Source organism: Vibrio sp. AND4 (genome assembly GCF_000171815.1).
Taxonomy (GTDB): Bacteria; Pseudomonadota; Gammaproteobacteria; order Enterobacterales; family Vibrionaceae; genus Vibrio.
Genome location: NZ_ABGR01000006.1, coordinates 1 through 22,102, shown reverse-complemented (window position 1 = coordinate 22,102; position 22,102 = coordinate 1). Strand labels below are relative to the sequence as shown.

The following is a 22,102-nucleotide window of genomic DNA, read 5'->3' as shown; positions in this document are numbered from 1 at the left end:
CTGAGGTGAGCGGTTCTAACAATAGGTATCTGAATGAAAAAACTATTCTCAGTGAAACTTTTCTCTGCACTTGTTTTAAGCTTTTCCCTCTTTTCTACGGCACACGCCGCGTCTCCTAAAGATGAATTCAACAAACGCCTATCTATGAATGACGGTTTCAGTGCGGATTTCTCACAACAGGTGATCAGCCCTGAAGGCGAAACGGTAATGGAAGGGAAAGGCACTGTAGAGATCGCTCGTCCGAGCCTGTTCCGTTGGAGCACAACATTACCTGATGAAAACCTCTTGGTTTCTAACGGTAAGACACTGTGGTACTACAGCCCGTTTATCGAGCAAGTGAGTATCTATTGGCAAGAACAAGCAACAGAGCAAACACCATTTGTTTTGTTAACGCGTAACCGTGCAAGTGATTGGGATAACTACAAGATCTCCCAAAAAGGTGACCAGTTCACGCTGATTCCTACTGCGCTAGACTCCACACAGGGCCAATTCCAGATTAGTATTGATGCCAAAGGTGTGGTGAAAGGTTTTAACGTAGTGGAGCAAGACGGTCAGAAAGGCTTGTTTACCTTTAATAACGTGAAGCTTGGCAAACCAAAAGCAGACAGGTTCACATTCACAATTCCAGATGGTGTGGAAGTGGATGATCAAAGGAATTAATTGCTAGTGAGTAATTACACATTAGACTTCTCGGGGGACGAAGATTTTCGTCCCCTTGCCGCTCGTATGAGACCGGAAACGATTGAACAGTACATAGGTCAGCAGCACATCTTAGGCCCAGGTAAGCCACTGCGTCGCGCGCTTGAGGCTGGCCATATTCATTCAATGATCCTGTGGGGGCCGCCGGGCACAGGCAAAACGACATTGGCGGAAGTAGCGGCAAACTACGCCAATGCTGAAGTTGAACGCGTGTCTGCTGTCACGTCTGGCGTGAAAGAAATCCGTGCGGCGATTGAGAAAGCGCGCGAGAACAAAATGGCGGGTCGCCGCACCATCTTGTTTGTGGATGAGGTGCATCGTTTTAACAAATCTCAACAAGACGCTTTTTTACCTCATATTGAAGATGGCACGGTTACCTTTATTGGCGCGACGACCGAAAATCCATCGTTTGAGCTAAACAATGCATTACTGTCACGTGCTCGCGTTTACAAGCTCATGTCTCTTGACAAAGATGAAATCTCCTTGGCGTTGAATCAAGCCATCACTGACAAAGAGCGTGGCTTGGGGAATACTTCCGCACACTTCGCCGATAACGTGCTGGAACGCTTAGCTGAACTGGTAAACGGTGATGCGCGTATGTCTCTCAATTATCTTGAGCTGCTTTACGATATGGCAGAGGACAATGCGCAAGGTGACAAAGAGATCACATTGAGACTGCTTGCGGAAGTGGCGGGAGAGAAGGTTTCTCGTTTTGATAACAAAGGCGATATTTGGTACGACTTAATTTCAGCGGTGCATAAATCGATTCGTGGCTCAAACCCGGATGCTGCGCTGTACTGGTCTGCGCGTATGATCGCTGCAGGTTGTGATCCTTTGTACATTGCGCGTCGATTGCTGGCGATTGCCTCAGAAGATATAGGCAACGCAGACCCTCGAGCAATGCAGGTGGCATTATCCGCATGGGACTGCTTTACCCGTATTGGTCCGGCAGAAGGTGAACGCGCACTTGCGCAGGCGATAGTGTACTTAGCTTGCGCACCAAAGAGTAATGCCGTCTATGTGGCGTGGAAACAAGCCCTCACGGATGCTCATAACTTACCTGAATATGAAGTGCCGCATCACTTGCGCAACGCACCAACCAGCTTGATGAAAGACATGGGTTACGGGGCGGAGTATCGTTATGCTCATGATGAACCTGGCGCTTACGCTGCAGGTGAGCAATATTTGCCACCTGAAATGGGTGATCGTAGGTACTATCTGCCGACAAATCGTGGCTTAGAGACCAAAATCGGCGAAAAGTTAGATTACTTGGCTACTTTAGATGCAAATAGCCCACAAAAGCGCTATGAAAAGTAGGCGTTTTTGGATACATTTGATCAGTAAATTTTTGAAACGTGCACGAGTTGGAAAGTGCGCGTGATTTCACAACAAAAAGCATAGGATTAACAATGCTGGATTCTAAATTACTTCGTACTGAGCTGGATGAAACAGCTGCTAAATTGGCGCGTCGCGGCTTTAAGCTAGACGTGGATACTATTCGTAAACTTGAAGAACAACGCAAGTCCATTCAAGTAGAAGTAGAAAATTTACAATCCACGCGTAACTCCATCTCCAAGCAAATCGGCCAAAAAATGGCGGCTGGCGACAAAGAAGGCGCGGAAGAGATCAAGAAACAAATCGGTACTCTTGGTAGCGATCTTGATGCGAAGAAAGTTGAACTTGAGCAAGTAATGGCTCAACTAGACGAATTTACGCTTTCTGTACCAAACATCCCAGCGGATGATGTGCCAGATGGTAAAGATGAAAACGACAACGTTGAAATCTCTCGTTGGGGTGAGCCTAAGACTTACGACTTCGAACTAAAAGACCACGTTGATCTAGGCGAAATGGGTGGCGGTCTAGACTTCGCAAGTGCAGTTAAAATCACTGGTGCACGTTTCATCGTGATGAAAGGCCAATTTGCTCGTCTCCACCGTGCAATCGCTCAGTTCATGCTGGATCTTCATACAGAAGAACACGGCTACACTGAAATGTACGTACCTTACCTAGTAAACTCTGACAGCCTATTTGGTACTGGTCAGCTTCCTAAGTTTGGTAAAGATCTTTTCCACACTGAGCCGCTAGCCGAAAAGGTAAACGATGAAGAGCCACGTAAACTGTCGCTAATCCCAACGGCAGAAGTACCAGTAACGAACCTAGTACGTGATACGATTTCTGACGAAGCGGATCTACCACTTAAGATGACGGCTCACACACCATGTTTCCGTTCAGAAGCGGGCTCTTACGGTCGTGATACACGTGGTCTAATTCGTATGCACCAGTTTGACAAAGTTGAGCTAGTACAAATCACTAAACCAGAAGATTCAATGAACGCACTAGAAGAACTAACAGGTCACGCTGAGAAAGTTCTGCAACTTCTCGAACTTCCTTATCGTAAAGTGGTTCTTTGTACTGGTGACATGGGCTTTGGTGCTCGTAAAACATACGATCTAGAAGTTTGGGTTCCTGCGCAAGAAACTTACCGCGAGATTTCTTCTTGTTCTAACATGTGGGATTTCCAAGCTCGTCGTATGCAAGCGCGTTTCCGTCGTAAGGGCGAGAAGAAACCTGAGCTTGTACACACGCTAAATGGTTCTGGTCTTGCTGTTGGTCGTACCATGGTTGCTATCTTAGAAAACAACCAAGAAGCAGATGGTCGTATTGCAATCCCGACCGTACTTCAGAAGTACATGGCAGGCGCGACGCACATCGGTTAATCCAAGCCGCTAGCCACTAGAACATCAAAACCCAGCCTAACAGTGCTGGGTTTTTTGTTTTCTGCACTGAGTGGAAAAATCAATTATTACTAATCTGTAATAGTGTTTTTGAATTTACCCTGATTATCTTGTTATTTGCAATCGATATAATCATCCACCTTACCACGGTAAGTAGATTTTCTCATTCAAGTAACGAGGAGGGCTTATGGCCGTAGGGTGGGCAAATGACGATAGTGTCAGCCAACAAATTCAACATACCATCGACGACGAGATTTCCCGTGTTCGTGGCAATATCAAACAGGGCGAAAGTGCTCATTATTGTGATGAATGTGGAGATGAAATCCCACAAGCGCGTCGAATAGCCATGAAAGGCGTTCGTTTATGTATCGAATGTCAGTCAACAATCGAATTGGTGTCTCAACGCCAAGGATTATTTAATCGACGAGCGAGTAAAGATAGCCAATTACGCTAATCGTACTTGCAGTGGCGTTTGTATTGTCAGTAAGACGCCAGTAAGTATCTTTTCAAACAGCAAAAAAGGTTCGAGTAGTATGCTCGAACCGTTGTTTTTATTTTCTACCAATCCTCTGAATTTAATGAGCACGCATCAAGTGAAACAAGCTTGACACTGAAGCGCTGCTTTAACCGCGTTAACAAGCTTCTCAATATCTTCCGGTTTGCTAATAAATGGTGGCATCATATAAATCAGCTTGCCAAAAGGGCGAATCCAAACGCCGTGTTCCACAAACAAGGCTTGAATCGTTTCCATATTCACTGGTCGATGTGTTTCAACAACACCAATGGCACCTAACCAACGGGTGTTTTTAACTAAGTCGTATTCTTCAAGTGTGGGTAGTAACTCAGAAAATAGTGTTTCGATTTGTCGGGTTTGTTGCTGCCAGTCACCTTGCTCAATCAATTCTAAGCTTGCTGTGGCCACAGCACAGGCAAGTGGATTCCCCATAAAGGTTGGGCCGTGCATGAAGCAACCAGCATCACCACCACAAACTGTATCCGCAACGTTTTTGCTTGCTAGGGTTGCAGAGAGCGTCATGTAGCCACCGGTGAGTGCTTTGCCGACACACAAAATGTCCGGTTGGATATCGGCATGTTCGCAGGCAAACAGCTTACCAGTGCGGCCAAATCCTGTGGCAATTTCATCCGCAATTAATAACAAACCGTATTTGTCGCAAAGCCTACGCACGCCTTTGAGAAATTCTGGATGGTAGATACGCATACCGCCCGCACCTTGAACGATAGGCTCTAGGATAACCGCAGCGAGTTCTTGATGGTACGTTTCAATCTTGTGCTCGAAGTCAGTAAGATCTTCTGGATCCCATTCAGCCCAATAACCACAAGTAGGTGACTGGGCAAAAATATGTTCAGGCAAAAAACCTTTGTAGAGGGAGTGCATGGAGTTATCTGGATCGGTCACTGACATTGCTGCGAAGGTGTCGCCGTGGTATCCGTGTCGTAAGGTTAGAAACTTCGGTCGACGTTCGCCTTTCGCATGCCAATATTGCAACGCCATCTTCAAGCTAACTTCTACGGCAACAGAGCCAGAATCAGCAAGAAAGACATGTTCAAGGTTACTTGGTGCAAGGGACAATAGCTTTTTACACAAAGTGATTGCTGGCTGGTGGGTAATCCCGCCAAACATAACATGAGAGACCTGATCGATTTGCCGGTGAGCCGCTTGATTCAAGTGCGGGTGGTTATAGCCGTGGATCGTTGACCACCATGAAGACATGCCATCGACAAGCTCCGTCCCGTCTTCCAATTTAATGTGGACACCATTTGCCGATGCCACTGGGTAGCAGGTCAGAGGTGTCAACGTCGAAGTGTAGGGATGCCAGATGTGCTGGCGGTCGAAGGCGAGATCCATGTGCTATTCCAATAGTGTTTTGGGTTGAAAAATAAACAGATGTAAACTTTGTTGTTTTGTGTTGTGTTGACAGTTTATCGAGACTCAGTAGACTGTCAACACAACAAAAAAGTGACTAAAGGAATACACGTGGAAGTTCGTCATAACTGGACGCATGCTGAAGTACGCGGTCTCATGGAAAAACCGTTCATGGATCTGCTATTCGAAGCACAGCTTGTTCATCGTCAATATCAACAGCCCAACCATGTTCAAGTAAGCACACTTCTGTCGATTAAGACGGGTGCTTGTCCAGAAGATTGTAAGTACTGTCCTCAGAGTGCTCGTTACACCACAGACATCGAAAAAGAGCGTCTGATGGAAGTAGAACGTGTACTCGACGCTGCGCAAAAAGCGAAAAACGCGGGTTCTACTCGATTCTGTATGGGGGCTGCTTGGAAGAACCCTAAAGAGCGTGATATGCCGCACTTGACCGACATGATCAAAGGCGTGAAAGACATGGGGTTAGAAACGTGTATGACGTTAGGCATGTTAACGCCAGAGCAAGCCACGCAACTGGCAACTGCAGGTCTGGATTACTACAACCACAACCTTGATACGTCACCTGAATTTTACGGTAACATCATTACTACACGCACCTATCAAGACCGTTTAGATACTCTGTCTCACGTTCGTGATGCTGGCATGAAAATCTGCTCTGGCGGTATTATCGGCATGGGTGAAAGTGCCAATGACCGAGCGGGCTTGTTTGTCGAATTAGCTAACTTGCCAGTACACCCTGAAAGCGTGCCAATCAACATGCTGGTTAAGGTGAAAGGCACACCACTGGAAGAGGTGGACGATGTTGAGCCATTCGATTTCATTCGCTTGATTGCGATTGCGCGAATTATGATGCCTCGCTCAGCGGTTCGTTTATCTGCTGGCCGTGAAAATATGAACGAACAAATGCAAACGCTGTGCTTTATGGCGGGCGCAAACTCCGTTTTTTATGGATGCAAACTTTTGACGACACCAAACCCCTCTGAAGACAAGGACATGATGCTGTTTAATAAACTTGGTATAAACAGCCAAGAGGTGTCTCAAAAACCTGACGAAATCGAAGAAAACGAGTTGTTGGATCGCGTCGTGGAGCGCGTTGCTGCACGTCCAACAAAAAACGACCTTTTCTACGATGCCAGCGTTTAAATCTCGTATCGAGTCTGCTCTTGCCAATCGTAAAGTACAAGGGTTAAGTCGCTCGATGAATGTGGTGTTTTCTGGCAATCAATCGATTTTGGAATGCAACGGAAAACGCTATATAAATTTCTCAAGTAACGATTATTTGGGCTTGGCCAATGACCAAGCGCTTGTTCGTGCTTGGCAGCAAGGCTTGAGCGTATACGGTAGCGGCAGTGGCGCCTCACCTATGGTCACCGGTTTTAGTGCCGCTCATAGTAATTTGGAAGCGGCACTGACCGAATGGCTGGGTTACGAACGGGCGATTTTGTTTGGTTCTGGATTCAGTGCCAATCAAGCTCTGTTGTTCACCTTGTTAGAAAAAACAGACGTACTCATTCAAGATCGTTTGAATCATGCCTCGTTGATGGAAGCAGGGGCGCTATCACCCGCTAAAATGAAGCGCTTCAAGCACAATGATATCGAGCATCTCAAGTCGTTGATGAATAATGAAGACAATCATTTAGTCGTGACTGAAGGGGTGTTCAGTATGGACGGGGATTGTGCACCACTCAGTGATATTGCCGATCTCACACGAAGCCACGATGCCTGGTTAGCTGTCGATGACGCTCATGGTATCGGCGTCCTTGGTCAATCCGGTGGGGGCTCTTGTGAGTTGGCCGCGGTTAAGCCTGAATTACTGATCGTTACCTTTGGCAAAGCTTTCGGTATGTCTGGCGCAGCTATTTTATGTGACCATGCAACGGGTGATTTTTTAACGCAGTTTGCGCGCCATCATGTGTATTCTACGGCGATACCACCTGCACAAGCTTACGCATTGACGCATGCTGTCTCTATGATTCAAGAGCAGTCTTGGCGACGTGAAAAACTTACCGAACTGAGTGAAGTTTATCGAAATAGTCTCTGTGATCTCGATGGCTTCGTAGAAACACAAACCTCGATAAAGCCGTTTATGCTTGGTCAATCTGAATTGGCTTTGCAAGTCGCAAGTGCTTGTCGACAGAACGGCATTTGGGTGACGGCTATTCGCCCTCCGACGGTAGCGAAAGGGACATCCCGTCTTCGAATTACGCTCACTGCCAATCACACTAACGAACAAATCAAAACGCTGTCACTCGCTTTGAAGCAAGCACTAGGAGCGCTGTAATGAATAATGCACAGAACATTGCATTTGAGAGCTTAAACCAAAACAAACACGCGATTGCCTCTTCGTTTGGTAAAGCAGCAGATACCTACGACAAGCATGCGGCGTTTCAGCGTGACGTAGGGCATCGCTTGCTTGATAAACTGCCTAAAAACCTAACAGGACTTCGTGTCTTGGACTTGGGCTGTGGTACAGGCTACTTCTCCCAACTGCTCCAACAACGTGGCGCAGACGTGGTTTGCGGTGATATCTCGCAAGCTATGCTGGATAAAGCGGAACGGCGCTGCGGTATGGAACGAATGCAGTACACATTGGCTGATGCCGAGAACTTGCCTTTTGATGATGAAAGCTTCGACTATGTATTTTCAAGTTTGGCTTTGCAATGGTGTGTGGATTTAAGTTGTGCATTCAAAGAAGTACGGCGCGTTTTAAAAAAAGATGGTACGGTGTGTTTTTCGACATTAACTGACGGTTCACTGTACGAACTGCGTGAAGCGTGGTCAAAAATTGATACGAATCAACATGTAAATCACTTTATTACCCGTAATCAGGTAAAAATTGCGTTGGCGCAATCTGGGTGCCCAAAGCATCATCTAGACTTGACACCCATCACTGTTTGGTACGATTCAGCGCTTTCTATCATGCGCGATCTCAAAGGCATTGGTGCAAATTACGTAAATGGCCGCTCGCACGGTTTTTCGAGCCGTCGCACTTTATTAAAGGTTGAGTGTGCTTATCAAGCCTTTAGAAACGATCAAGGTCTTCTGCCTGCAAGTTATCAGGTTTGTTTTGGAGTCATAGTTAAATGATTAATGCATTTTTTATTGCTGGTACGGATACTGATGTAGGGAAAACGGTAGCGTCGAAAGCGATTTTGCAAGCACTCGGTGCAAAAGGCTTAAACACCATTGGTTACAAACCAGTCGCGGCGGGAAGTGATAAAACGGCGGATGGATGGCGTAACTCGGACGCATTGCATCTTCAGCAAGCGGCGACATTGGATGTCGCATATGATGATGTGAATCCATACGCGCTGGAGTTACCAACTTCTCCTCATATTGCCGCCAAGCATGAGCATGTTGAAATTAAATACGAAGTATTGAGTGATAAATTGGCTCGGCACAAAGAAAGAGCCGACATTGTTCTTGTTGAGGGGGCTGGCGGCTGGCGTGTACCTACCTCTGATAAAGACAGTTTGTCGACTTGGGTACAGCAAGAAAAGCTTCCCGTCGTCATGGTGGTGGGTATAAAGTTGGGGTGCTTGAGTCACGCTTTGCTAACGGCAGAGGTTATCAAAGCGGATGGTTTGAACCTCGTCGGATGGATAGCCAATCGCGTCAACCCGGGTACTGAGCACTATGCAGAAATTATCGATATGCTGGAAGAGCGTTTAGGTGCCCCAAAACTCGGTGAAATCCCATATATCCCAAGTGCTAAGCGTAAAGAGCTGGGAAAATATATTAATGTTGAGCCATTGCTAAACATGTAGGTGGGCGGCTACAACAAAAAAGGGCAGCAAATTGCAGCCCTTGTTGTATTTACTTGTGTGTCCAATCCCGATATGCGATTTTGGATTATTACTCTTGACTGAGCCCCATTAGGGCATGTTGCGTTTCTGCAACGCGCTTTGCCATGTGAGCATTAGTTGAAATGCCAAGTTGTTGTTTTGCCTCCTCCTCTGAGATACCTAGGTGACAACAAAGTAAATCTATAGCCATTTGATAGTTGTTAGTTTCTACCATGATTTTTTCCCTCAAGACATGGAATTTTGGAATTGCTTTACTGTCCTTAAAGCTCGTCCTGTTTTGTTCGCCTGTGCTGAATCTAACATGCACAGGTAGTCCCACAATAAGACCAAAGTCTATACTGATCTTAACGTTCTGATTTTGAGTGAAAATTTTTTTCGCTATTTCTACCTCGAAAACAAATGTTGCAATTTATTACTTAACCTTGTTTTTATCGCGGATAGACTATATCTATAACTTAACGGCGCTCAAGGCGGAGTGCGACCCAACTTTCGCAGCGTTCCGTTACTCGAAAGACTTGTTTTATACCCAAGTAACCTCGAGATGCTTGGTTCAGCGAGAATGACTTGGTTTGCAGACGCGGCGTCGATTTAAAGGTCTAGTGGGTCTAAATCGAGAATCGACAACAAAGTATGCAAGCCAAGTCAACTCGCCCTTCGGGAGCGTGTCATTGAACAGATTCCTGCGACGAGCAGGCTTTGACACTGCGTTGTTTTCCTTGCTTACTTTCGGTAAACAGGGAATCAATGACAACGCTCTGAATCCTGCATCTTGAAGTCACTTGGGTATATATAATAATCATTTTCAAAAAACGATAAGCTTCCTCGGAGAAAAGTAATGAAGCGAATTATGTTATTCCTAGCAACTAACTTAGCCGTTGTACTGGTACTTAGTGTTGTTCTGAATATTGTTTACGCTGTAACTGGAATGCAGCCAGGCAGTTTGTCTGGTTTACTCGTCATGGCCGCTGTGTTTGGTTTCGGTGGCGCGTTTATTTCGTTAATGATGTCGAAAGGCATGGCACTGCGCTCTGTGGGCGGTATGGTAATAGAGAGCCCTCGTAACGAGACTGAACACTGGCTACTTGAAACCGTTGGGCGCCAAGCGCAACAAGCGGGTATTGGTATGCCAACGGTAGCAATTTACGATGCTGCGGACATTAATGCATTTGCAACAGGTGCAAAGCGTGACGATTCTTTGGTTGCCGTTTCCACTGGTCTTCTACACAACATGACACGTGATGAAGCAGAGGCGGTATTGGCGCACGAAGTTAGCCACATCGCCAACGGTGATATGGTCACCATGACGCTAATGCAAGGCGTAGTAAATACCTTTGTTATCTTCCTATCACGTTTCATTGCCAACATCATAGCCTCTAACAGCAGAGAGGATGGTCAACAAAGCTCTAATATGATGGTCTACTTCGGTGTGTCTATGGTGTTGGAGTTGGTGTTTGGCTTCCTAGCAAGCTTCTTAACCATGTGGTACAGCCGTCATCGTGAATTCCATGCTGACGCTGGTGCGGCTCAGTTAGTCGGTAAAGAAAAGATGATTGCTGCACTAGAGCGTTTGAAAATGAGCCACGAATCACAACTGGACGGCACAATGATGGCATTTGGTATCAATGGTAAGCGTTCAATGACAGAGCTTCTAATGAGCCACCCACCTTTAGATAAGCGTATTTCAGCGCTTCGGAATCAAGAATACTAGCGGGTAAATAGGCTGGGATAATTGTTCAGAAACTAAATTTAATATCCTGAAAAGGCTTGGTTTTTTTACTAAGCCTTTTTTTTTATCCGTTGATCGCTACAGGATATCGTCACGTATCAAATTACAGCAACAAAGTTATACAAAATTATTTTTGTACAACTTTTTCGTTTGGTCTATCTTGTACATATAAAAATTTTGTACAACCCTGGGAGTGTTATGGGAGCAAAAAAATGGATATTCAGTCAGTTGGCAACATTTATCAAAAGTTGAGTAAAGCAAATTTGTATTTGCTCGAAGGGGTTTATCATCAAGACGTGGTGTTTGAAGATGCTGCTCATCGTTTAGAGGGCTGGCCTGCGTTATCTGATTACTTTCAATCGCTTTACACCAATGTCATTCGTTGTGATTTCTTCATTCATGAACACCAACAAGTAGGTGAGACCGGCTTTCTCACTTGGACAATGGACTTACAACATCCAAAGCTCCAGAAAGGTGCGCCGATTTCGGTGAATGGTGTCTCCCATCTCAAGTTCTGTGATGGGCAGGTTATTTATCATCGAGATTACTTTGACTTAGGGGAAATGCTTTATGAAAACCTGCCGCTACTTGGTTCTGTGGTTAAAACCATCAAACAGAGGCTAGGGCAATGACTGGCTCTGTACTCGTGACTGGCGCAACATCGGGTATTGGCCGTCAGCTGGTGTTGGATTATGTAAATGCAGATTGGAAAGTCATTGCATGCGGGCGCAATGAGACTGTTTTATCGGAACTTGGCTCTCTCTCTAGCAATGTTTCAACTTTACGCTTTGATGTGACCAATTACGATGAGACCCTCCAAATCTTGAAGGCACTGCCATTTGTTCCTGACACCTGGATTTTCAACGCTGGCGATTGTGAATACATGAATGATGGTTTAGTTGACGCTAAACTTATGGCGCGTGTCATGAATGTTAACGTGGTTGGAGTCGCCAATTGCGTTGAAGCTTGTCAACAACACTTTGTAGCAAGCCATCGGGTGGTTATTGTTGGGTCAATTGCATCGGAAATTGCGCTGCCTCGAGCCGAGGCCTATGGTGCCTCCAAAGCGGCAGTGAGTTATTTCGCACGCACTTTAGCGGTCGATTTGAAAAAGAAAGGAATCAAGGTCGTAACCGTTTATCCAGGCTTTGTAGAAACACCTCTTACCGACAAAAATACGTTTGATATGCCGATGATTGTCTCGGTTAAGCAGGCCTCTGCTGCAATCCGAAAACAGTTGGATGCAGACAAAAGCTATATCTATTTCCCCGCGAGATTTACAGGCATTTTGCGTTTTATCTCGCTACTTCCCTACAGTTGGCAAGCTCGGCTAACCGCTAAACTCATTTCATAAGAAGGAAGAAGCATGAACATTGCAAGAAAAAAGAAAATCGCCATCGTTGGTTCCGGGATTTCTGGTCTCACTTGCGGCTATTACTTGCATAAAGAACATGACGTAACGTTGTTCGAAGCGAACGATTACATTGGCGGGCATACGGCGACGGTCGACGTTTGCTTAAACGTGAAAATGCATGCGATTGATACTGGCTTTATCGTATACAACGATCGCACTTATCCCAACTTCATTAAATTGATGAACGAGATTGGTGTTGAAGGTGTGCCAACTCAAATGAGCTTTAGTGTCAGGAACGACGGTAACGGCTTAGAGTACAACGGCCATACGGTTTCAACGTTATTTGCTCAAAAACGAAACTGGGTAAATCCGAAGTTCTATCGGTTTATATTAGAGATCCTTCGCTTTAATAAACTTGCAAAGCGCTTCGCCAAGCAGAGTTCGGCGGATTCACAGACGCTGGGTGAGTTTCTTGATGAGCATAACTTCAGCACGTTTTTTACCGATAACTACATATTGCCAATGGGAGCGGCGATCTGGTCGTCGACATTGGCAGACATGCGCGCGTTCCCATTAATGTTCTTTTTGAGGTTCTTCCTCAATCACGGCCTGTTGGACATCACCAATCGTCCACAGTGGTATGTGATTAAAGGTGGTTCGCGCTCTTATATTGAACCATTGACCAAGGGCTTTGCCGATAATATCCGCCTTAACAGCCCGGTAGACAAAGTCATACGCACAGAGAGTGGGGTTGGTGTTCAAGTCCACGGGGAGACAAATTGGTTTGATGATGTGATTTTTGCTTGTCACAGTGACCAAGCAATGCGAATTCTTGGCGACATAAGCGTAACAGAGCAATCCATTTTAGGTGATATGGAGTATCAGGCGAATGAAGTCGTGTTGCACACGGATATTGGATTGTTGCCAAAACGCAAAGCGGCATGGGCAGCGTGGAATTATCGGCTAGAGGGCAGTAAAGACGAGCAGCAGCGTCTACCTTCTTTGACTTATAATATGAACATCTTGCAGCACGTTCAGTCTGAACATACTTTCTGCGTGACGTTGAACAGTACGGAGCAAATCAACCCAAACAAGATCTTACGTTCATTCACTTATCATCATCCCGTCTTTACCACGGAGTCTATTGCAGCGCAGCAACGAAAAGACGAAGTGCAAGGTGAGCGAAGTACATGGTTCTGTGGTGCTTATTGGTATAACGGTTTCCATGAAGATGGCGTTCGTAGCGCTATTGATGTTGTTCAAGGGCTAGAACAAAAGTATCGCGAGCAAACCTCAGTCTCTCTTGAACAAGGCGCGGCCTGATATGGGTGGCCAGATAAACAGTCGGCTGTTTATAGGTAATGTTCGCCACCGCCGATTCACACCCGTAAGGCATGAGTTGCACTATTCTCTTTTCATGCCATCCATTGATGTCGATGAACTTGAGGTTCTGGAGAAAACTGTCTGGGGCTTTGGTTCGCGCTGGTGGCATTGGGCTCGCTTTAAGCGTAGCGATTACATCGGTGTGACAGGGTGCATTAAATCCGCCGTTCAAGATAAATTGGAAGCCTTGACTGGCGTGCGTTTGAGCGGAAAAGTGATGGCCGTCTGCCACCTGCGTTACCTGGGTCTCTACTTCAGTCCGGTCAATTTCTACTACGTTTATAATAAAGAGGGGGATTGGAAGTACCTACTTGCAGAGGTGAGCAATACCCCTTGGAACGAACGCCATTATTACGCGATAGCGGCAAATGAACAGGATGAAAATTTTGGTTGGGAGCAAGACAAAGCATTTCATGTGTCACCTTTCAATCCGATTGACCAACGTTACCAATGGAAGCTTAAGCCTCTGACAGACAAGTTAAATATTCACCTTGAATGTCACAAAATCGAAAAACATTTCGATGCCACGATGGTGATGAAAGCGCATCCATTTACAAGTCGTACATTAGTGAAGTGCTTGATCGTTACACCAATTCAAACGGTAAAAACCATGGTTGGTATTTATTGGCATGCTCTAAAACTTTGGATTAAGGGCGCACCTTTTTACTTACACCCCAAATACACTCAGCCAAAAGCAAAGGGAGCAGAGCACGTGAGTAAAGACGAAAAGAACAAGAAGCACAAGGAGAACTCTGCATGTTGAACACAACTTCTATGGCAATGCCACGTGAATTAACGACAACGCAAAAAGCGGCTCGTGGTGTTCTTTTTCAATGTCTGCAGAAGATGGAGATTGGCTGCTTAACGATTATTGAGAGCTACAAGACAGAAACGACAGAGCGCAGTGAGAGATTTTCCACGCCGAATGGCGAATATAATGGCGAACCTGTTGCAGCGACAATTGAGGTCAAACACCCTGGTTTTTACTCTCGTATTTTGCAAGGTGGCAGTATTGCCGCTGGCGAAGCTTACATGGACGCTTGGTGGGATAGCCCAGATCTTACAGCATTAATGAAGCTGATGGCGCTCAACATGCGTGCATTGGATAAACTCGAAGAGCAGGGAAGTTGGCTAACGAGGTTACTTTATAAAGTAAGCCATTGGAGTAACCGCAATTCGCAGGAAAATTCCCGTAAGAACATTCATGCGCACTACGATCTGGGTAACAATCTGTACCAAGCGTTTCTTGACACCAACATGCTGTATTCTTCGGCATTGTACAACAAAAAGGACGACTCATTAGAGCAGGCACAAATCAACAAAATGGAGCGTCTTTGTCAGCAACTAGAACTCAAGCCCAGCGATCGCGTTATCGAAATCGGTACTGGCTGGGGTGCAATGGCGATCTACATGGCTGATCGTTACGGTTGCCACGTTACCACGACCACGATTTCAGAAGAGCAACATGCTTACGCAGAACGAAAAATAAAAGAACGTGGCTTGGAGGGCAAGGTGACTTTGCTTAAAGAGGACTATCGTAATCTAACCGGGACGTACGACAAACTGGTCTCTATTGAGATGATCGAAGCGGTGGGCAAACAATTTCTGCCTTCGTACATTAGAGTATGTGAGTCGTTGTTGAAGTCAGGTGGCTTGATGGCGATTCAGGCCATTACCATTGCTGATCAGCGTTATGACTACTACAGTAACAACGTCGATTTTATTCAGAAGTATATCTTCCCGGGAGGTTTTTTACCTTCGGTCACTTCGCTTACTCAAGCAACAACCAAGTATAGCGATTTGGTAACGCGAGATTTATTTGATATCGGATTGGATTACGCTAAAACGCTAAATGAATGGCATCATCGTTTTAACCAAGCAGAAAGTGAAGTGCGCTCGTTCGGCTACGATGATCGTTTTGTTCGTATGTGGCGTTACTACCTGAGCTACTGTGAAGGTGGATTTTTGGCTCGCACTATCAGTGCTGTTCATATGACGTTTCAGCGTTCGTAGTTTTCAATGAAAGTGTTTCTATCTTCGACATGGTTCCAACTTTGTTGGTTTGCCGCAGTGCTTGGCACCTATCAGTGGCAGTGGCTAACCTTAGTGCTCACGTCACTCACCCTTGTGTACTGCTGGAGGGTTGAAGCTCAAGCTCTCAAGTGCATCATTGTCATAGTATTCTTTGGCTTGGCATTAGATACCCTCAACACGCTATTTTCTATCTTTGTATTTCCAACGTTATGGTTGCCGGTATGGCTTGTTTGTTTATGGGTTTTATTTGCTTGGTACGCCTATCAACTCAAGTCAATTTTGTACCGCTTCCCAAAAACCTACGTATCAATAGTAGGCGGTATTGGAGGAACCGCGAGCTACTTTGCTGGCTACAAACTCCATGCCGTTGAATTTGGATTTAGCGTTGTTACTACATTCGCGATCTTATTCGTCGAATGGTGCGTAATGATGCTCTTGATACTCAAGGTGTACGGAAATGAAAAGCTTGAAGAGAAGTTGGAAACGTAAGCTGACTGGCAATATGCTGATAAACGGTGTGATGGTAGTGTTCGGGATTTGTGCGATGCCTTTGCAAGCTCAAAATGTGGTGGGTTCAAGTCAGACAATGACCACGAACAGGACAATAATCACAAGCAACTGGCAGCAATGGCAAACGGTCGGCGAAGCCCAACTCACTTGGTTTATTTTTGATATTTACAAATCGCGCCTTAAAGCACCTGAAGGGCGGTATCTGGTTACCGCTGACGTTTCTCCCCACCCGTTTGCTTTGGAAATCAACTATCAACGTGATATCAGCAAAAAGCAACTGCTAGAGGTGACAGATGAGCAGTGGCAAAAGCTCGGTTTCACTGAGCCTTATCGCCAGCAATGGATCTCTGAGCTAGATACCATGTTCCCCGATATTAAAAAAGGGGATGAGCTCACCTACCTTACTGATGGTAAAAACGGGCAACTCATTTACAGCCAAGCTGGTATAAGTAATGAGACGCAAAAAATCGTTGGACATGTGAAGGACGAACGACTCAATGATGCGTTTCTTTCCATATGGCTATCACCACAAACAGAATTTCCTAAACTTCGTGCAAAACTAATAGGGCAGGTAAGGCAGTGAAAATAGTAAAACGTATTCTTAGGGTATCACTGCTTGCAGCGGCAACTTTGCTCAGCGCTTGCTCTGCTGATATTGATAATTATCAATCGGCAACGCCTTCATTTGATCTTTTTGGCTACTTTAAGGGTGATGTTAAGGCATGGGGCATGGTACAGGATTACACCGAGAAACAAACTCGACGCTTTCAAGTTGACATTGTTGGCACGGTAAAAGGTAATGAGCTAACTTTGGTGGAAGACTTTGTTTTTGATGATGGTGAACTCGATCAGCGTACATGGGTTATTACCAGGCTCGAAGATGGCACTTATCGAGGTAAAGCGGATGACATTGTCGGAGTCGCTACGGGTAGAGAAAGAGGAAATGCGTTGCAATGGCAGTACGACTTTGAGTTAAAAATGGATGATTCAACCATCAAGGTGTCATTTGATGACTGGCTTTACCGTCAAGACGAGATGCACCTGTTTAACCTTACCAAAATCAAGAAGTTTGGGGTCGAGGTAGGGACGATTACACTGTTTTTTCAGAAGCAATAGAAATAAAGAAACGAGATGCGGGAGCGCTTCGCTTTAGGAGTCGAGATTGAGGCGCGGTAAGTTTAGCGAAAGGAAGGTGAATGTGATGTGTTGCAGTTGCATCTAGAATGGCTATAACCGAGCCTTATCCCTTATCCCTTATCCCTTATCCTGAAGATTAGCGTTCCATAGGGAGAATCCCTTTCACTCTAAACGAAGAAAGGGTTGACGCTTTCACGTCAACCCTCAAAATTATCCGATTCTCGATTCTCGATTCTCGATTCTCGATTCTCGATTCTCGATTCTCGATTCTCTTACAGCTTATCTGTCAGCTCGATCGCTTGGCCGATGTAATTTGCTGGTGTCATCTCTTTCAGACGTGCTTTCTCGTGTGCAGGTAGTTCTAAACCGTCGATGAAGTTACGCATTGCTTCGCCGTCTACACGCTTACCACGAGTTAGCTCTTTTAGCTTCTCGTATGGCTTCTCGATGCCGTAACGACGCATCACTGTTTGTACTGGCTCAGCTAGTACTTCCCAGTTCTTGTCTAGTTCAGCTAGAAGCGCTTCGCGGTTTACTTCTAGTTTGCTGATACCTTTAAGCGTCGAAGTGTAAGCGATGATTGCGTAGCCAACACCAACACCAAGGTTACGAAGAACCGTTGAGTCAGTAAGGTCGCGCTGCCAGCGAGACACAGGCAGCTTTTGTGCCAGATGACCGAACACTGCGTTCGCAAGACCTAGGTTACCTTCAGAGTTTTCAAAGTCGATTGGATTAACTTTGTGAGGCATGGTTGAAGAGCCAATTTCACCAGCAATGGTTTTTTGCTTAAAGTGGCCCAGTGCAATGTAACCCCAAACGTCACGGTCGAAGTCAATCAGGATCGTGTTGAAACGAGCGATAGCATCGAACAATTCAGCGATGTAATCGTGTGGTTCAATCTGAGTTGTGTAAGGGTTCCAAGTCACGCCTAGAGACTCAGTAATGAACTCTTCAGAGAACTTGTGCCAATCTAGTTCTGGGTAAGCAGAAAGGTGCGCGTTGTAGTTACCAACTGCACCGTTGATTTTCGCTAGGATTTCAACGTTTTCGATTTGCTTGAATTGACGCTCCATACGGTACGCCACGTTTGCCATTTCTTTACCCATAGTAGATGGAGAAGCTGGTTGGCCGTGTGTACGAGATAGTAGAGGAATATCGCGGTATTCCACCGCTAGCGCTTTGATAGCATCAATTAGGTTACGGATTTCTGGAAGAATTACGTTTTCACGCGCTTCTTTAAGCATCAGAGCGTGTGACGTGTTGTTGATGTCTTCAGAAGTACATGCAAAGTGGAAGAACTCGTTTACTGCGTGCAGTTCAGGAACGTCTGCTACTTTCTCTTTAAGGAAGTACTCAACCGCTTTAACGTCGTGGTTAGTTGTACGCTCGATCTCTTTGATACGGCGTGCATCTTGTTCAGAGAAGTTTGCAGCAAGGTCGTCTAGGAATTGGTTTGCTTGTGCGCTAAACGCTGGCACTTCTGCAATTTCAGCAGTAGCAGCAAGCTTTTGTAGCCAGCGGATTTCAACGATAGTACGGTACTTGAGTAGACCGTATTCACTGAAAATTTCGCGTAACGCAATTGTCTTGCTTCCGTAACGGCCGTCTACTGGTGAAACAGCAGTCAATGCTGACAGTTCCATGATGTTCTCCTGAATTGAGTTTCTAAATTTCGTGAGCTTTATACCAACAACTGCGGCAATTGTCACGAATATTGCGCAAACGTTTGCGCGAGATTTGTTTTGGTCTAAAAAAAATGAGCTCGCGATAAACGCGAGCTGCTCACTAGATACCTTATTACATTCGAGCAAGCAGGATTTGTGCTTGCTCTACGATCTTTTTGCGTCCGAAGATTAGGTGGCGACGTTTACCGCCAACTTGACGCCAAAGTACCGTGCTACGAATACCTGACAACAGCAAAGCACGAACTTTGTGTTGGTTAGAGGTTTGTTGCAGTACGGATGGAGTACCAGTTACTTGAATACGAGGACCAATTGGGCTGACGACATCCAAATAAATGCTTGCTAGGTTACTGATCATTTGATCATCCAGCAATTCAAAATGTTCCGTTTGACGCTGAGCCATTTGGATGCGGTCACCAAGCTGTGACATTGCATCATTACGACCGGATAGCTTACGCTCTAATGCCATTAGACTGATGATGTAGCGAGTGACTTCACTTCCCGAGGGGGTGCTATCAATCCCTTTCACCAAATATTCAAGGCCCAGCTTAAGGTCGGCTTCGCGGCCGAAAACACCAAGAGTGTTTGCTGGGCTAGTATTCAAAATGGCGTTTATTGACGTTTCAAAGGCATCTTGATCACAATGTCCGTTTTTCGCTACCTGTTGAACCAAAGCAACAGCTTGGCAGATACCTGCAAAAGCGATAGTGCGGTCATAAAGTGTATTCGCCACGTAACGACTCCTAAGCTTGAGAATATTTAATGCGTTGTTCGATGATGCCGCCACCTAGGCATACGTCGCCTTCGTAGAACACTGCTGATTGTCCAGGCGTTACGGCAATTTGTGGTTCATCAAAGATCACTTTAATGTTTTCATCATCGATGGGAACGATTGTACAAGGAATATCTTCCTGACGGTAACGAGTTTTCACTGTGCACTTCATAACATCGCGAATTGGTTCACGATCTACCCAGTGAAGTTGTGATGCAAGTAACCCTTCTGATTTTAGCAGAGGGTGATCTTTACCTTGAACTGCAATCAACACATTGCGCTTTAGATCTTTTTCTCCGACGAACCAAGGGTCTTCGTTACCACCGCCGCCTTTTCGGCCGCCGATGTGCAGACCTTTACGCTGACCTAATGTGTGATACATCAAACCTTGGTGTTGACCAATCACTTCACCTTCTGGGGTTTCGATGTTGCCTGGTTGAGCTGGAAGGTAGCGACCCAGGAACTCGGTAAACTTGCGTTCACCGATGAAACAAATACCCGTAGAGTCTTTCTTCTTCGCCGTGATCAGATCTTGCTCTTCTGCGATGCGGCGTACTTCTGGCTTCTCTAAATTACCGACAGGGAATAGGCTACGTGCAATTTGCTCGTTGCTTAATGTGTATAGGAAGTAACTCTGGTCTTTGTTGCTGTCTAGGCCACGTAGCATCTGTGGCTTTTTACCGTTCTCTGGGAAAGAGCGACGCACGTAGTGACCCATTGCAATGTAATCAGCATCAAGCACTTCATCGGCAAACTCTAAGAATGCTTTAAACTTGATTTCTTTGTTACAAAGAATGTCTGGGTTAGGTGTACGGCCTGCTTTGTATTCAGCTAAGAAGTACTCAAACACGTTATCCCAGTATTCCGCAGCAAAGTTGATGGTGTGTAGGTGAATGCCTAGCTTGTCACATACTGCTTGAGCATCAGCAAGATCTTCTGCTGCTGTACAATATTCCTCGTTGTCATCTTCTTCCCAGTTCTTCATGAACAGGCCTTCTACTTGATAGCCTTGTTGCTTTAGAAGATACGCAGAAACAGAGGAATCAACGCCGCCGGACATACCGACGATGACTTTCTTTTGGCTGTTATCAGACATTACTAAACACCACTAAAATTTACAGGACGCAGATTCTACCAGAATCCACCGACCGGGGACAGATCCGAGACCGAAATCACACTTCGATTTTGATTAGAATTCAACCGTCTCTGAGCCGAGTATGAGAATTCGATAAGTATATACTCAAGCAACCTCGCTCTGTAGAAGGGATCTTGAAGTCACTTTGGTATAGGGAGGTATATATGGCATAGTTGGCAAAAATCCAAGAGGAAATGCCAAATGACCGAAGAAAACCAATTTATGCAAGAAGCTGAGTTGATTGAAATTGTTGAAAATCAGCTTGAAGATGGTAACCCGATAAAAGTGAAAGAGACCCTAATGCGACTAATGATGACAGGTACGCCGCGTCAAGATGCGGTTGCAATGATGGCTTGTGCAATGTCGATTGAGATTTTTGACGTAATGAAAAATGGTGGTGAGTTCAATCTAAAACGCTATACCGAACACCTCGAACAACTGCCAGATTTAAGCTTCATGGAAGGCGAATAGAAGCCAACAAAATAAAAAGCAGGCAGCAAACGTTTGCTATAATCGCTTTTATTGCTGCTTTACTGTCAGCGGTATAGAATCCGCTCTCCTTTTCATCCCTCACTCAGACTAACAATATGAAATTTCCCGGACAACGTAAATCAAAGCACTATTTTCCTGTTCACGCTCGCGACCCATTAGTGAGCCAAGCACAAGAAAGCAAGAAGATGACGCGCACTCACATCATCGGCATTGATCAAACGCTGGTTGACATTGAAGCGAAAGTGACAACGGAAGTGATTGAAAAGTATGGTCTAAGTAAAGGGCATTCATTGGTAATCGATGATGTGACAGCGGAAGCACTTTACCAACAGTTAAAAGAAGAAAACCTAATTACGAATGAGTATGCGGGAGGGACAATCGGCAATACACTACATAATTACTCAGTGTTGGCTGATGATCGTTCTACGCTTCTCGGGGTAATGAGTCAGGATATTAAAATTGGCAGTTACGGATACCGCTACCTGTGTAATACATCTAGCCGTATGGACCTTAACTACCTGCAAGGTGTTGATGGTGCAATCGGTCGTTGTTTTGCTCTTATTACCGAGGATGGTGAACGTACTTTTGCAATCAGCGAAGGTCAAATGAACCAACTTTGTCCAGATAATATTCCTGAAAAAATCTTCAAGAGTGCGTCTGCTCTTGTCATCACCGCTTATTTGGTTCGTTGTAAAGAAGGCGACCCTATGCCGAGAGCAACAGCACGCGCG

The 22,102-nt window shown here is 45.4% G+C and carries 24 protein-coding genes; 19 read left to right on the top strand and 5 right to left on the bottom strand.

Translation table 11 applies throughout. The annotated features are described in order from the left end of the window. The first annotated feature begins 33 nt into the window (after window positions 1-33). From lolA to AND4_RS08990, 4 genes are all read left to right on the top strand, one after another. Window positions 34-660 (top strand): outer membrane lipoprotein chaperone LolA, encoded by a 627-nt coding sequence (gene lolA, locus AND4_RS09005; RefSeq protein ID WP_009842650.1) that lies wholly within the window; start codon window positions 34-36, stop codon window positions 658-660. Then, the gene (locus AND4_RS09000) at window positions 661-2,016 is read left to right on the top strand and encodes a replication-associated recombination protein A (RefSeq protein WP_275039047.1); all 1,356 of its coding nucleotides are present in this window, start codon (window positions 661-663) and stop codon (window positions 2,014-2,016) included. A 92-nt stretch (window positions 2,017-2,108) separates the two neighbouring features. Next, the gene (gene serS / locus AND4_RS08995; protein ID WP_009842648.1) at window positions 2,109-3,416 is read left to right on the top strand and encodes a serine--tRNA ligase; all 1,308 of its coding nucleotides are present in this window, start codon (window positions 2,109-2,111) and stop codon (window positions 3,414-3,416) included. Window positions 3,417-3,621: 205 nt separating this feature from the next. Next, window positions 3,622-3,888 (top strand): DksA/TraR family C4-type zinc finger protein, encoded by a 267-nt coding sequence (locus tag AND4_RS08990; RefSeq protein WP_009842647.1) that lies wholly within the window; start codon window positions 3,622-3,624, stop codon window positions 3,886-3,888. A gap of 135 nt (window positions 3,889-4,023) precedes the next feature. Here the strand turns inward: AND4_RS08990 and bioA are convergent, their stop codons facing one another. Next, window positions 4,024-5,301 (bottom strand): adenosylmethionine--8-amino-7-oxononanoate transaminase, encoded by a 1,278-nt coding sequence (bioA, locus tag AND4_RS08985; protein WP_009842646.1) that lies wholly within the window; start codon window positions 5,299-5,301, stop codon window positions 4,024-4,026. A gap of 129 nt (window positions 5,302-5,430) precedes the next feature. On the opposite strand from bioA, the gene bioB reads away from it, so the two are divergent. Genes bioB through bioD form a run of 4 tightly spaced genes read left to right on the top strand, consistent with a single transcriptional unit; the run spans window position 5,431 to window position 9,107 of the window. Then, window positions 5,431-6,483: a biotin synthase BioB gene (gene bioB, locus AND4_RS08980; RefSeq protein WP_009842645.1), complete on the top strand. Its 1,053-nt coding sequence runs from the start codon at window positions 5,431-5,433 to the stop codon at window positions 6,481-6,483. Continuing rightward, a complete protein-coding gene (bioF, locus tag AND4_RS08975; protein WP_009842644.1) occupies window positions 6,470-7,621 on the top strand; it encodes an 8-amino-7-oxononanoate synthase in 1,152 nt (383 codons plus the stop codon). Before bioB ends, bioF begins: the two co-directional genes overlap by 14 nt. Next, window positions 7,621-8,427 (top strand): malonyl-ACP O-methyltransferase BioC, encoded by an 807-nt coding sequence (gene bioC, locus AND4_RS08970; protein ID WP_009842643.1) that lies wholly within the window; start codon window positions 7,621-7,623, stop codon window positions 8,425-8,427. Before bioF ends, bioC begins: the two co-directional genes overlap by 1 nt. Further along, the gene (bioD, locus tag AND4_RS08965; RefSeq protein ID WP_009842642.1) at window positions 8,424-9,107 is read left to right on the top strand and encodes a dethiobiotin synthase; all 684 of its coding nucleotides are present in this window, start codon (window positions 8,424-8,426) and stop codon (window positions 9,105-9,107) included. Before bioC ends, bioD begins: the two co-directional genes overlap by 4 nt. 88 nt (window positions 9,108-9,195) lie before the next feature. Here bioD and AND4_RS19910 read toward each other — a convergent pair whose 3' ends face one another. Continuing rightward, window positions 9,196-9,360, bottom strand: coding sequence for a hypothetical protein (locus AND4_RS19910; RefSeq protein ID WP_009842641.1), 165 nt, complete (start codon window positions 9,358-9,360; stop codon window positions 9,196-9,198). 621 nt (window positions 9,361-9,981) lie between these two features. Between AND4_RS19910 and htpX the strand changes: the two genes are divergently transcribed. From htpX to AND4_RS08920, 9 genes are all read left to right on the top strand, one after another. Next, window positions 9,982-10,854, top strand: coding sequence for a protease HtpX (gene htpX / locus AND4_RS08960; protein ID WP_009842640.1), 873 nt, complete (start codon window positions 9,982-9,984; stop codon window positions 10,852-10,854). 230 nt (window positions 10,855-11,084) lie between these two features. Then, the gene (locus AND4_RS08955) at window positions 11,085-11,504 is read left to right on the top strand and encodes a nuclear transport factor 2 family protein (RefSeq protein WP_009842639.1); all 420 of its coding nucleotides are present in this window, start codon (window positions 11,085-11,087) and stop codon (window positions 11,502-11,504) included. Further along, window positions 11,501-12,226, top strand: a complete 726-nt coding sequence (locus tag AND4_RS08950) for an SDR family oxidoreductase (protein WP_009842638.1) — start codon at window positions 11,501-11,503, stop codon at window positions 12,224-12,226. The genes AND4_RS08955 and AND4_RS08950 overlap by 4 nt, the downstream gene beginning before the upstream one ends. A gap of 12 nt (window positions 12,227-12,238) precedes the next feature. Further along, complete coding sequence (locus AND4_RS08945; RefSeq protein ID WP_009842637.1) at window positions 12,239-13,549, top strand: NAD(P)/FAD-dependent oxidoreductase; 1,311 nt, start codon at window positions 12,239-12,241, stop codon at window positions 13,547-13,549. A 1-nt stretch (window position 13,550) separates the two neighbouring features. Then, on the top strand, window positions 13,551-14,372 hold the full coding sequence (locus tag AND4_RS08940; protein WP_043991584.1) for a DUF1365 family protein: 822 nt from the start codon (window positions 13,551-13,553) through the stop codon (window positions 14,370-14,372). After that, a complete protein-coding gene (locus AND4_RS08935; protein WP_009842635.1) occupies window positions 14,366-15,622 on the top strand; it encodes a cyclopropane-fatty-acyl-phospholipid synthase family protein in 1,257 nt (418 codons plus the stop codon). Before AND4_RS08940 ends, AND4_RS08935 begins: the two co-directional genes overlap by 7 nt. Window positions 15,623-15,628: 6 nt before the next feature. After that, window positions 15,629-16,132 (top strand): DUF2878 domain-containing protein, encoded by a 504-nt coding sequence (locus AND4_RS08930; RefSeq protein WP_009842634.1) that lies wholly within the window; start codon window positions 15,629-15,631, stop codon window positions 16,130-16,132. Next, window positions 16,101-16,736 carry a chalcone isomerase family protein gene (locus tag AND4_RS08925; RefSeq protein WP_009842633.1) on the top strand — a complete coding sequence of 212 codons (636 nt, stop codon included), beginning with the start codon at window positions 16,101-16,103 and terminating at the stop codon, window positions 16,734-16,736. The genes AND4_RS08930 and AND4_RS08925 overlap by 32 nt, the downstream gene beginning before the upstream one ends. Before the next feature lie 14 nt (window positions 16,737-16,750). Then, entirely contained in the window at window positions 16,751-17,269 is a 519-nt protein-coding gene (locus tag AND4_RS08920; protein WP_043991592.1) for a DUF3833 domain-containing protein, read from the top strand. A gap of 293 nt (window positions 17,270-17,562) precedes the next feature. Here AND4_RS08920 and purB read toward each other — a convergent pair whose 3' ends face one another. From purB to mnmA, 3 genes are all read right to left on the bottom strand, one after another. Continuing rightward, window positions 17,563-18,933: an adenylosuccinate lyase gene (purB, locus tag AND4_RS08915; RefSeq protein WP_009842631.1), complete on the bottom strand. Its 1,371-nt coding sequence runs from the start codon at window positions 18,931-18,933 to the stop codon at window positions 17,563-17,565. 154 nt (window positions 18,934-19,087) lie between these two features. Next, window positions 19,088-19,705: a high frequency lysogenization protein HflD gene (hflD, locus tag AND4_RS08910; RefSeq protein WP_009842630.1), complete on the bottom strand. Its 618-nt coding sequence runs from the start codon at window positions 19,703-19,705 to the stop codon at window positions 19,088-19,090. A 10-nt stretch (window positions 19,706-19,715) separates the two neighbouring features. Continuing rightward, window positions 19,716-20,840 carry a tRNA 2-thiouridine(34) synthase MnmA gene (gene mnmA / locus AND4_RS08905; protein WP_009842629.1) on the bottom strand — a complete coding sequence of 375 codons (1,125 nt, stop codon included), beginning with the start codon at window positions 20,838-20,840 and terminating at the stop codon, window positions 19,716-19,718. Window positions 20,841-21,080: 240 nt separating this feature from the next. Here mnmA and AND4_RS08900 point away from each other — a divergent pair, with 240 nt between their 5' ends. Together AND4_RS08900 and AND4_RS08895 are read left to right on the top strand one after the other, a co-directional pair. Further along, entirely contained in the window at window positions 21,081-21,350 is a 270-nt protein-coding gene (locus AND4_RS08900; RefSeq protein WP_009842628.1) for a hypothetical protein, read from the top strand. A gap of 116 nt (window positions 21,351-21,466) precedes the next feature. Beyond that, window positions 21,467-22,102 (top strand): inosine/guanosine kinase (locus AND4_RS08895; RefSeq protein ID WP_009842627.1); only part of this gene is annotated, 636 nt, incomplete at its 3' end.